This is a genomic window from Bacillus sp. FSL E2-8887, assembly GCF_038007205.1.
Lineage (GTDB): Bacteria > Bacillota > Bacilli > Bacillales > Bacillaceae_G > Bacillus_A > Bacillus_A mycoides.
This window is the reverse complement of record NZ_JBBOWS010000001.1, coordinates 1,317,246-1,332,355: the sequence shown is the minus strand read 5'-3', so window position 1 is coordinate 1,332,355 and position 15,110 is coordinate 1,317,246. Positions and strand designations below refer to the sequence as shown.

At 37.6% G+C, this 15,110-nt stretch carries 1 pseudogene; it reads left to right on the top strand.

The annotated features are described in order from the left end of the window. Positions 1–29: 29 nt before the first annotated feature. A pseudogene (locus tag NSQ08_RS06635) lies at positions 30–15,066 on the top strand (DUF7507 domain-containing protein). Positions 15,067–15,110 lie beyond the last annotated feature (44 nt).

The window sequence follows — 15,110 nt, the reverse complement described above, 5'->3', positions numbered from 1 at the left end:
CAAGACTATATTGTAAATGAGGTGACAACATGCCCATTACGAATCGATTTTCTACCACCACTAACGGCGCACTCGCTATTACAGGAAATACACTAGGCTTAAGTAAAATTAGTAATCTAAACCGTGCTGGTACAATCGGGGCAATTGGTGCATTCGTAACTACGAATACTGCTTTACAAGTACCTACTTTTCCTGCTGGTACAACGTTAAACTATACACAAAATAGTTCTACCGCTCTTTTAAATATCCCTGCTGGTAGCACTATTCTTTACGCAGAACTCGTTTGGGGTGGAAACTATTTATCTCGTGATCAAAACATTACGAGTGTATTAGGAAACCCAGTTTCTTTTACAACACCTGTGTCAACATACTCGATTACCCCTTCAGCTGTTACAGCTTCAAATCAAACATTCGTTTCTGGATCTGTCACATTTGGATTTTATACACGATCAGCGGATGTAACATCACTCGTTCAAGCTGCTGGATCTGGATCTTATACAACAGGTTCTGTTCCTGGACTTGTAGATCCTTTAGACGCTTCTAATGGAGCCATTAATTCTGCAGGATGGACGCTTATTGTCGCTTATCAAAACGGTTCATTACCCGCAAGAAATTTAACAATTTACGTAGCTGGTAACCGTGTTTCTGTAGAAACCGGTAGTGCAGATGTATCTGTCTCAGGGTTTTTAACACCTGCCGGGGGACCTGTAAGCGGGAGATTATTTTTAAGTTCTACTGAAGGGGATGCTGATTTAACTGGGGATCAAGCTTTATTTGGACCAAATTTCAGTTCATTAAATGCATTATCTGGGCCAAATAATGCTGTTAATAATTTCTTCGGTTCTCAAATTAATAATGCTGCAGGGAACTTAGATACAACTGGTACATTTGGAACGCGAAACCAGAGTGCCTCTACAAGTACAAATATCTCCGCTGGAAGACAAGGATGGGACATTACTTCCATTGATATTTCTCCTTATTTAACAAATTCCCAAGTATCTGCCGCAATTCGTTTAACTACTAACGGGGATGCATATATGTTAAATACAGTCGGTTTACAAATCAATATAAACTCACCTAATATACAAGCAACTAAAAGCGTGAATAAAAGTGTCGCTACAATTGGAGATATTCTAACCTATACAGTTACTGTTCCTAACACCGGGCTTCTTCCTGCAAATAACGTTACTTTTACAGATGTTCTCCCTAACGGTACTTCCTTTATACCTGGAAGCGTAACGATAGATAACGTACCACAAACAAACAAACGCAAATCCGGTCGCCGGTATATCTCTGGGGACAATTAATAATGGCTCTTCTCGTACAGTAGCTTTCCAAGCGACTGTCGTTTCTCTTCCAAGTCAAAATCCTATCTCTAACACTGCTAATATTACATTTCAATATACACCGATTGCCGGAGGAACGACTTTTAACGGTCTTGCAACAAGTAACTCTGCAGGAACACAAATTAACCTCGCAGATATTAATGGCACAAAATCAGTTAACAAACTTTTTACCGATATTGGTGAAACGTTAACTTACAGTATTGCCTTAGCTAATATAGGAAATATCGCTGCAACTAATGTTATATATACAGATCCGATTCCTAGCGGGACTACTTTCATTCCAGGGAGTGTAACTGTTAACGGAGTTACTCAAGGGGGAGCAAATCCCGCTAATGGTATATCAATTGGATCTATTGCTGCAAATTCTACTACTACTATTTCCTTTCAAGTATTCGTTCCTTCTATCCCACAAACAAATCCAATATTAAATAGTGGTACAACAACATATCAATACATTCCTGTACCAAACCAGCCGGCAGTAAGCGGGACTGACACGACGAATATTGTCTCCACGCAAGTGAATAATGCTACTGTAACAATGACGAAAGCAGTAGATAAAAACTATGCAGATATTGGCGATACACTGACTTACACTGTTGCCTTTACAGGAACAGGTAATACGAATGCGAACAATGTTATTTTTACAGATGTCATTCCTACAGGAACAACTTTTGTCCTAAACAGTTTAACAATAGATGGTACGACACAAGTTGGAGCAAATCCGGCTAACGGTGTGAATATAGGATCCATCGCAACTGGCACAACCAAAAACGTTTCATTTCAAGTAGTAGTTAATACAATACCCGCGTCAAATGTCGTATCTAACGGATCAAGCGCTTCTTATCAGTACACCGTCAACCCTAGCCAATCGCCCGTTACGAAAAACATTTCTTCTAATCTCGTTTCTACTCAAATTAATAATGCGAATTTATCATTAACAAAATCTACAAATAAACAATTTGCCACAATTGGCGAAACGATAAGTTATACAATCCTTATTACAAACAGTGGAAATACGCCCGCTAATAACGTTCAACTAACAGATCCACTTCCAAACGGAACGATATTAACATTAGGTTCTGTAACGCTCAACGGCGTTTTGCAAAATGTAGATTCTCTCGTTGCTTTACCTATCGGCACAATTCCTGGTGGAGCTACTTTCACCTTATCCTTCCAAGTAACAGTCATTAACATTACTGCACAAAACCCTATCATTAATAACGCTTTCTCCTCTTATATTTACACTGTAAATCCAAGCCTGCCACCAACTTCAAAAACAGCAAATTCTAATTCTGTTACATCAACAATTAGACTAGCAAATCTTCATGCTAATAAATCTGTAAGTCAAACGTTTGCGGAAGTTGGAGATGTATTAACTTACACCTTTGCTCTTACAAACGATGGAAATGTTACAGCGAACAATGTATTACTATCCGATTCCATTGCGAATGGCACTTCCTTTGTACCGAACAGTGTTATAGTTAACGGTGTTACTCAGCCGGGCGCAACACCAGCTAGCATCAATATTGGTAGCATCAATGCTAATACTACAATTACAGCTTCATTCCAAATATTAATAACTAGTATTCCAAATCCTAATCCTATTTTGAATAGCGCTTCCATCTCCTATAACTTTATCGTTGATCCAAACGCTTCTCCTGTAAGTACAAACACAACTACAAACACTACATTTATCCAAGTTAATGATGCAAATGTAATTTCGGCAAAATCAGTGGATCGAGAGTTCGCTACTGTTGGAGATATATTAACTTATACCGTTATTTTAACGAATGCAGGAAGCGTTTCTGCTGATAATCCTACTTTCATAGATATAAATCCAGATGGTACTACCTTTATTCCAAATACTTTTCTTATTAATGGCGTTTTGCAAAACAATGCAGATCCAAATATCGGTGTCCTGTTACCTTCTATTCCTGCTAGCGGATTAATTACCGTTTCTTATCAAGTAACTGTCACTGCTTTACCAGCCCAAAATCCAACAACTAATTCATCGAGTACACAGTATAGTTTCGTTCTAAATCCAGGTGATCCACCAATTATAGAAACATCTTTAAGTAATACTGTAAGTACACAAATTAATTTAGCAAATGTAGTTATTGTCAAAGAGGTAGATTTAACTATTGCCGATGTCGGGCAACCAATCACATATACAATTTCCTTAGCTAACCTTGGGAATACTACAGCAAACAATGTTGTTGTTACCGATATAATCCCTCCCGGCACCACTATCGTACCAAATAGTATTTTTATAGGTGGCGCTTTACAGCTAGGTGCAGACCCAAGTACCGGCCTTCAAGTCGGCTCCATTCCTGCAGGTGGTTTTACAACGATTGTTTTTCAAATAAGTGCAAATGGGCTACCTTCACCAAATCCAATTCAAAATAGCGCTTCACTTCAATATAACTTTATCGCTGATCCAAATTTACCTGTTGTTGTGAAAAACGCTACTAGTAATATAGTAACTACACAAATTAATACTGCTAATATTGTTGCTACAAAACTAACGAGCACAAATTTCGCTGATGTTGGTGATGTCATATTATATGCGACTATTTTAACAAATAACGGGAATATCCCTGCTCCTAATGTAACGTTTACAGATATCATTCCAGCGGGTACCCTGTTCATTCCTAATACTGTAACGATTAACAATGTCCCTATAGCAAATGCAAATCCTGCTAACGGTATTTTTATCGGTACGATAGGAGCGAATTCATCACGAACCGTTGCATTCCAGGTTCTTGTACCAACTATCCCTGCTGTAAATCCGATTACGAATCAATCAGGCACAACATTCCAATATACGTACGATCCATCCAAACCAGCTGTAATGCAGATGGTGGCTTCTAACACGGTACAGACAACTATTAATAACGCCTCAATTGCCGCTACAAAATCTGCAGATAAACAGTTTGCTAACGTAAATGATATTATTACGTACACGACTACTTTAACAAATAGCGGGAATACACTTGCATCAAATATAGTATTTACAGATGCCATTCCAAGTGGGACTTCATTTATTCCAAATAGTGTAACAGTAAATGGTACTACACTCCCTAATATAAATCCAGCAAATGGCGTAGCAATTGATCCAATAAACCCCAATACAAATACAACAATCTCATTTCAAGTAATAGTAAATTCCATCCCTAGTCCAAATCCAATCCCGAACCAAAGTAATACAACGTACCAATATTTCGTAAATCCTAACTTACCTCCAGCATCCGCCAATGCGTTAAGTAACGTAATAACAACTCAAATTAATAATGCTACGATCGTCGCTACTAAATCAGTGAATACACCGACAGCTGCAATTGGAGATATCGTTACCTATACGATTGCAGTTACAAACACTGGAAATATCCCTGCTAGTGCAAATGTTTTAACGGATGGGCTTGGCGCAGGAGCTTCATTTATCCAAAACTCCGTAACTATCAATAATGTTCCACAACCAGGATTAGATCCATCACTTGGTATTCACTTAGCAGATATTCCACCAGGTAATACTGTATTTATTTCTTTTCAAGCACAAATTTTAGCGATACCGCCTAGTGGCACATTAACAAATAACGCCCTTGTAAATTATGAATATACAGTGAATCCAAACCAATCACCTGCTGTTGGTAGTACAATTACAAACACAACAGTTACTCCAATCATTGATGCTACTCTATCTATAAATAAAACTGTCAATTCAACATTCGCTACTATTGGAGATACACTTACTTTCACTTCCACCATTACTAATTCCGGTAACACTACCGCAAACAATGTTATTTTTACAGATTTAATTCCAGATGGCACAACGTTTATTCCAAATAGTTTTACAGTAAATGGAACAACCATTCCTAATGCAAATCCACAAAATGGTATCAATATCGGTAACATAAATTCAAATGCATCAGTTATACTCAGCTTTCAAGTAAACATTGCAACGATTCCCAATCCTAATCCAATCCCTAATAAATCATCGGTTCAATATAGTTTTATTGTAGATATTAATGAACCACCTGTTTCACGAACAGTTAAATCCAATAAAACTTTTACACAAGTAAATACTGCTTCCGTTATCGCAACAAAAACTGCGAGTAGTGCATTTGCTGCTGTTGGAGATACAATTACGTATACAACAACCCTTACCAATAGCGGAAATACAACTGCAAACACACCTGTTTTTATAGATATATTACCACCTGAACTTTCATTCGTGCCTGATAGCGTACAAATTAATACCATCCCACAACTTGGATTTAGGCCAGATAACGGGGTTCCTTTAGACCCAATTCCAGTTGGAGGAACGACAACCATTACTTTCCAAGCCATTGTCGGTTCAATACCAGCTTCAAACCCTACGATGAACCAATCTAGCACAACATACTCTATTATTATTGATCCTACCGAGCCGCCTGTTACAGAAACGGCTACTAGTAATCCGGTCTTAGTTCAAATAAATGAAGCAATCATTCAAGCAACGAAAAGTGTGGATCGTATCTTTTCTGACGTAGCACCTGGAAATTCATTTTTAACGTATACTGTTTTATTAGAAAATATAGGGAACACGACTGCTACTAATATCATTTTTACAGATCCGATTCCAAATAATACAGTATTTATAGAAGATAGCGTTCGAGTAGGTGGGGTTTTATTACCTGGAGTAAATCCAGCGAATGGGATACCAATTGGAGATATTATTGCAGGAGATTTTATAAACGTCACCTTCCGCGTGCAAGTAGTTAGTATTCCAAATCCAATTTTCACAATTGGGCCTGGGGGACCAAACTCACCGGTTGTAAACGGTGCTTCTATTAATTACCAATTTATGACAGGACCTAATTTACCACTCGTTTCACGAAGTACAACATCCAATTCTGTTTCGACACAAATAAATTCCGGGGAAATTGTAGCGGTTAAATCCGCGGATAAAAATTTCGCAACGATCGGCGATACCATTTCTTATACAATTACATTAAATAACCCTGGAAATGTCACTTCACAAAATATAATTTTCACAGATATTTTACCTGACGGAACGACATTTATTTCCGGGACTCTTACAAGCGATTCTGGTACACAGCAAATTGGAAATCCAGCTAGCGGGATACAGATTGAAAATATAAATCCAGGTGGAACGGCCATTATTACTCTCAACGTACTTGTTACAAACATTCCAAGTATAAATCCAATTTCTAATTTTAGTTCTGTACAATTTGCACATGTGGTCGATCCTAGCCAACCTGCCGTATCACAAACGAATGTATCTAATGCGGTTTCGACAACTATTAATAGTGCAATTTTAACAACCCAAAAAAGTGCTGATAAATCTATAGTTTCAGTTGGAGATACGATTACGTATACCACTACTATTACAAATACAGGGAATACAGCAGCAACGAATATAACATTCACAAGCGCTATTCCAGCTAGCACTACATTCATACCAAATTCAGTTACAGTAAATGGAGTTCAGCAACCTGGTGCGCAACCAGCACTTGGAGTAAATTTACCAAATATCGCTCCTGGCGCGACAGTAACCGTTACTTTCCAAGTAAATGTTATTTCTATTCCCCCTTCAAGCTCGATTATGGATAATGACACAATTTTATATTCTTATACTGTTGATCCAAGCGGAACTCCTACTACAACTTCTACTTCAACGAATATTGTTACAAACCCTGTATTAGATGCTATGATTACGATGATTAAATCAGTCGATCAAACACTTGTAACGCTAGGTGATACCATTACCTATACGACAATTTTAACGAATAGTGGTAATACAAACGCAACTAATATTACTTTCACTGACCTTATACCAGATGGTACAACATTTATTACTGATAGCGTTACAATAGATGGCATCACGCAAATTGGTCTTAATCCTAATACAGGTATAACGATTGGAGCAATAGCTCCTAACAACTCAATATCAATAGCATTTCAAGTTACCGCTACTTCTACTCCCGTTCAAAATCCTATTGCCAATTCGGCTAGTGCTTCTTACACATTTATCGCTGACCCTAATGCCCCTATTGTTTCAAGGAATGTTACTTCAAACACAGTGTTCACTACAATTAACACAGCTACCATTCTTTCATTAAAACAAGTCGATAAATCCTTTAGTCGTGTTGGAGACACACTCACCTATACTGTTACTTTAACAAACAATGGAAACTCATCCGCACAAAATGTTATTTTCTCAGATACAATGCCGAGCGGAACTACATTTATTGCAAACTCATTTTCTATTAACGGGGTTTCTCAAAGTGGTGCGGACCCATCGAACGGTGTAAATATTGGGCCTATAACAGCTGGGTCTACAGTAACTGTTTCATTCCAAGTAAACGTGGCGTCATTACCAACCGAAAACCCAATTGTAAATTTCTCATCAACATCGTATCAATTAGTCTCACCGCCTGATACAGAAACTTCAATTAGTAATCCTGTTTCAACACAAATTAGAGAAGCTATATTATCTATGACGAAAAATGAAAGTCTATCCTTTGCAGATGTCGGACAAACTGCTTTTTACACTACTTCTATTGCCAATATAGGCAATACGGATGCAACTAATATTGTATTCACAGATGTATTACCAAGTGGACTCACATTTGTTCCTAACACATTAACTGTCGATGGCATTTTACAACCTAATGCGGATCCAAATACAGGTGTATTACTTGCAGCACTTCCACCAAATGAAATATATAGTATCGTCTTTCAAGTTACAGTGAACAGCATTCCACCTATTAATCCAGCACCGAATACAGCATCAACGACATATGAGTTTACTGTTGATCCAAGTAATCCGCCGGTATCGAATACAGCTAGCTCCAACACTACACTTCTTCAAATAAACAACGCAAATATTATTAGCACAAAAACAGCAAATCTTACTTTTGCGGATGTTGGTAATACAATAACATTTACACTTAACCTTCCTAATACCGGGAATGTGGCTGCTACTGATGTTACCGTTATCGATATACTTGATAGCAATTTAAGTTTCGTCCCAAACAGTTTCACAGTTAATGGGCAAACCATTCCAAACGCTGATTTATCTACTGGTGTAAATATCGGTTCAATTAATGGTGGAAACACATCAATCGTCACATTCCAAGCCATCGTTTCAACCCTCCCAATCAACAATCCTATTTCTAATTCGGCTCTTACCACTTACCGTTATATTGTTGATCCAGATCAGCCGTTCATTTCAACCTCTAATCAATCTAATACAACGACAACACAAGTTAATAGCGCTATCCTTACTGCACAAAAAAATTCAAATGTGGAAACAGTAGATATTGGGCAAGATATTGTCTACTCAGTTACGATTACAAATAGCGGAAATGTTAGTGCGACGAATGTTATTTTTACCGACCTTATTCCAGCCGGAACTTCCTTTGAACCGAATAGTCTTACACTTAACGGAATTAGCATCCCAAATGCAGATATCATTACAGGCGTTCCAATTGGTGATATCGCGCCAAACGAATCTGTCATCGTAGCATTTCATATTAATGCCAATGAAATTCCACCTATAAATCCAATTACCAATCAAGCTAGCGTTAGCTTCCAGCATATCGTTAATCCGGCTAATCCACCTGTTTCAAAAAATATTACTTCTAATAGCGTTACAACAAAAATTGAAAGTGCTATTTTAAACACTATTAAAATAGGAGATAAAGCTTTTGCAACGATCGGTGATACGATTACGTATACAACCACTATTACGAATACAGGAAATATCTCTGCTAACAACGTTGTTTTCTCAGACCCTATACCGACATGGACACAATTTGTTGCAGGATCAGTCATTGTTGATGGCACTTCATTACCATCCGCTTCTATCATTGACGGTGTTGGCATAAATACGATAACTCCAAATCAAATCGTAACAATTATGTTCCAAGTCCAAATAATAAGCAATCCAACAACCTTCACACCTGAACTCCAAAACTTAGGATTTGTTAACTTCCAATATAACGTAGGCAATTCATTACAGGCTCAGCCTGGCAATGTGGAGACGAACGTCTTCGTTACTTCTATTAATTCAGCAATACTTTCAGCTGTAAAAACTGCTAATACAGCCTTTGCGAATATCGGAGACACAATCACTTATACAGTTTTGATTCAAAACAGCGGCAATACAACCGCTACGAATTTAAATTTCTCAGATCTTATTCCAGCTGGAACGACCTTTGTTGAAAATAGTTTCGCTGTAAATGGAAGTACCATTCCAGGTGCAAATCCAAATAACGGAGTTAATATCGGAACCGTTAGTACGAACAGTTCCTTAACTGTTACTTTCCAAGTCATAGTCACATCTACTCCACCTTCAAACCCAATTACAAACGTTGCATCTATTCAATACGCATTCATTGTTGATCCGGCAGCTCCTCCTGTTACAGGCACAATAACTTCTAATAGTGCTTCCACACAAATTAATAACGCGACTGTTACAACTGTTTTAGAAGCAAATCGTACAATCGTATCTATCGGAGATATAATTACGTATACAGCAACATTAACGAATACTGGAAACTTCCCTGCAAATTCTGTATTACTCATTAACGGAGTTCCTGAAGGGGCATTATTTGTTCCAAATAGTGTCACGCTTAACGGGATTTCACTTCCAGATGCAAGTCCAACTCTCGGTATTCCAGTTGGTATTATCGCACCAGGTGATTCTGCTACTATTACGTTCCAATTTCTTGCAAGTTCTATTCCACCGCAAGGGGCGATTATAAATCAAGCCATTACAAGTTACACGTATATTGTCGATCCAAGTCAACCTCCAGTTACAGCAACATCCTCATCTAATACGGTTAATACAGCTGTCGTTGATGCATCGTTATCCGTAATTAAAAATACAGATTCTCTCGTACAATCTACTAACGGTACAATCACTTACACAGTAGTCGTTCAAAATAACGGAAATACAACTGCAAATACAGTTAATTTAACAGATTTGGTCCCTGAAGGAACTGCATTTATTCCTAATAGCGTGACCATTAATAGCGTTTCCGTTCCAGGTGCCGATCCAAACGTAGGAATACCATTAAACGCCATCGCGCCGTCAGAAATCGTCACCGTCACATTCCAAGTTATCGTTCAATCCATTCCAAGCGTGAATCCAATTTCTAATACAGCCCGTATTGACTATACTTTTATCGCCGATCCAACCTCTCCTATCATCTCTCGTACAATTACTTCTAATCCAGCTTTCACACAAATTTCGGATGCGAATGTTCTTTCTTTAAAAGCTGTCAATGTACAACAAGCAACAACCGGTGACATTTTGACCTATACGATAACGCTAGAAAATACCGGAAATATTCCAGCTACTAATCTCATATTTTCAGATACGCTTCCAGAAGGGACTACATTCGTAGAAAATAGTTTTACACTTAATGGAACAGCTATACTTGGTGCAAATCCAAATGTAGGGGTTGCTTTGCCTAACCTAGTAGCAAACGCTACTCACCTTATTTCGTTCCAAATTCTTATTAACGATTCATTCTCGCAAGAATCGATTACAAATCAATCCAATACAACATATTCAATTCAACCAGATCCAAGCCAGCCGCCTATTACTGAAACATCTACAAGTAATATTGTCATTACAAATTTCGTGCAAGCACAATTGACAATTACAAAAACGTCCAATCCAATAACTGTAGATATTGGCGGAACTATACTTTATATTTCTGAAGTGAAAAATATCGGCAATGTTGACGCAATAAATATTATTTTTACAGATTCTATTCCAACTGGGACTACATTCGTTTCCGATAGTGTCACAATTAACGGTGTCCTGCAGCCAGGTGTAAATCCAGAAAACGGAATACCACTTGGAACAATTCCAGCAAACAGTTCCAAAACGATACTATTTCAAGTGCAAACAAACAATCCACCTACTGAAACCGAAATTGTAAATCAATCTTCTGCAAATTACCAATATGTAAGTATTCCTACAGCTCCACCGGTGAATCGCTCTGCAAATTCTAACATTGTTACAACATCACTTCAAAATGCAAATATTATTTCTGTTAAAAGCGCGGATGTAACTTTCGTATCAATTGGGCAAATTATTACCTACACAAATACACTACAAAATATAGGAACCATTCCAGCTAACAATACCGTGTTTATTGATAACATTCCAGAAGGTACTATATTCATTGAAGATAGCTTATCAATAAACAATGTGATTCAGCCTGGCGCGAATCCTGAAAACGGAGTAACTCTCAGCACGATACAACCAAATGAAACAGTCACTATTTCATTCCAAGTACAACTTACAAATATACCGTCCGGCAATACAGTCATTAATATTTCAGACACTTCGTACGAATACCAAATTGACCCTAGCTCTCCGATTATTCAGCGTAGATCGTTATCAAATGCAGTAAACACGGAAGTGCGGACGGCAAATGTTAGTGCAATTAAATCCGCCAATAGATCCATTACACGCATCGGTCAAATCATCACATATACAGTCGCCGTTACAAACGCTGGTACAGTACCTATTACAAATACTCTCCTAATTGACGCAATTGCTGCTGGCACCACATTCGTTCCAAATAGCATCCTTGTAGATGGCATACCAAGACCTAACGAAAATCCAATTACCGGTATCAATCTTGGTATTATCCTTCCAAATAATACGATTATTGTTACGTTCCAAGTAAATGTAGTCTCTATACCTGCACAAAATACTATTAATAATATCGCTGTTATACACTATGAATATCAACCGGAACCAAGCGCACCACCAATTTCAGAAACGACCTCTTCCAATACTACAAATATACAATTTATTGATGCTATTCTTATCGCTACAAAATCCGCTAATAAAGTATTAGCTAACATTGATGACACCATTGAATATACAGTATTCATTCAAAATAACGGATCTACTACAACTAACTCCATCTTTTTTACAGATACTATAGAAGATGGAACAGTATTTATTCCGGGAAGTGTAACAGTTAACAACACTGTACTTCCTGCAGCAGATCCGAATATCGGCTTTTTCATTCCTAATATTGCGTCAGGGCAAGCGACTACAATAACGTTCCAAGTTTCCGTTACGAATTTACCAGCTTTAAATCCAACGCCTAATACTGCAAACATCGTCTACGACTTTATTTTCAATCCTGACTTTGCACCAATTCAAAAATCTACTACTTCCAATACTACTTTCGTCCAAATTAATGATGCCGATATCGTTTCACTGAAAACTGTTAATTCGACTTCTGTAACGATTGGCGACATTTTAACTTATACAACAACTTTAACGAATATAGGAAATACAGATGCTACTGCTGTTGTATTTACAGACAACATACCTGATGGAACAACCTTTATAGACGGTAGCGTTTTAGTAAATAATATTCCTCAGCTTAACGCGAATCCAAGTACTGGTATACTTGTAGGAACGATTGCACCTAACGTTTCTATCCCAGTCACGTTTTCCGTTACTGTATTAGCTCTTCCAGCTAGCGGTCGTATTCAAAATCAATCCACTTCTCGTTATACAATTAATGGTGAAGAACAAATATCGACTAGTAATATTACCTTCACTGAAGTTATTTCTGCTAATGTAATTGCAACAAAAACAACGCCTATCCAATATGCTGACCTACAAACTATCATCCCTTACACAATTTCCATCACAAACAATGGGAATATACAAGTAGAAAACATTATCGTTACTGATATCATCCCAGCAAATACGAGCTTTATAGAGAACAGTGTTATTGTGAATGGCACCGCTCGTCCAAATGACAATCCACTTAGCGGTATACAAATTGATAACATTCCGCCTAATACGACAGCAACTATTCTATTCCAAGTCCGGGTTACTTCCATTCCGCAAACAAATCCAATCTCTAACACGAGTACAATTGAATATGAATACACGGTACCAGATAGGCCACCTATTACCGCAACTATTATTTCATCAGCTGCCGTAACAGAAATTCATCACGCGAATTTAAATAGCAATAAAACTGTTGACCTTGCATTTGCAACGGTCGGTGATACGTTAACGTATACGATTACACTAAATCAAACTGGTAATGTTTCAGCAGATGATGTAGTCATTCAAGATATTATTCCTCAAGGTACAACGTTTATAGAAAATAGTGTCATTGTAAACGGAGAAACTGTTCCGGGAGTTAATCCAGTAAGCGGCATACCAATTGGTACTATAATTGTAGGTGGAGATGCCATCGCTTCCTTCCAAGTAACTGTAACTTCTATTCCAACACCAAATGAACTCAGCAACAAAGCAATTACTACTTTTAACTATATAGTCAACCCGAATAACTTACCTGTTACAAATACGACTACAACAAATACTGTCACAACAACTGTCCAAAATGATAATGTCGTTGCCATAAAATCTGTTAATGCCACGAATGCATTACCTAGTCAAACTTTAACGTATACAATTACAATTACTAATAGCGGTAATGTAACGATTGAAGACCTTCTTGCCATAGACACCGTACCAGTAGATACAATTTTCATTACTGGCAGTGTTACGATTAACGGGATCAATCAGCCTAATGCGAATCCTGAAAATGGTATTCCATTAGGAAACCTTGCTCCTAATGAATCTGTTGTCATTACGTTCCAAGTAACAATATCTTCTTCGACTCTTCAAACTGCAATCAATAACGACGCTTCTGTTTCCTATACTGTTACCATTGATCCGAATGAACCACCTATTACAATTACAAAGCAAACAAATACCGTTACAACAACGATCGTTGATCCAATGGTGCGCATTGAGAAAAACGCTGACAAATCTTCTGTCGTTATAGGAGATATTATTACATTCACATTAGAGGTATTTAATCATTCCCCAATTCCTACAGTAAGTACTTCCGTTTTAGATATGATTCCAGCTGGTACAACATTTATAGAAAACAGTGTAACAATTAACGGTACTCCGGTTCCAAATATTCGACCAGACACTGGTATTAACATTGGTTCCTTATCGGCAGATGGAGTAGCAACTATAACATTTAAAGTTCTCGTAACTTCTATCCCTTCAAACAGTACAATTATCAATTCCGCAACAGTTACAGCTGCTTTCCAATTGACACCACAGGATCCAATTATTATTTTCATTGTCAATTCGAATATTGTTCGTATACCAGTTCAATTTATAACGGCAGCAGTGATAAAAAATGCTTCCGTCAGCTCTGCTTATTTAAACCAATATTTTGATTATACAGTGCGTATTACGAATACTTCCGAGATTTCACTTTCAAATATTTCATTACAAGACACCATTCCAGTAGGTTTACAATTTATGAACGGTACGGTCTTCATTAATGGGGAACGCTCTCCACTAGCGAATCCGAATATCGGTTTCCTAGTCGCTACTAATTTGGAACCGAACGAAACAATTATCGTGTTATTCACAGTACAAGTGATAAGTCCACCTATTAATAATGAATTTAAAAACACGGCAAACGTTTCTTTACAACTTCAAGTCTCTCCTACTGATCCACCAATCACAGTAACCATTACAAGTAACGAAAACATCGTCACCTTTATTCCAGAAAATCCAGATGAAACACTTCCAAATTTAAATTGTTTCTTTGACGGTGAACGTTTCATACGCATTACTCCTCGAAATATACGAAATTACTTTTGGACTTGGATTTGGTGGCGTTAATCAAAAAAGAAAAAGCTTGTAATTCGGATAATATCCAAACTACA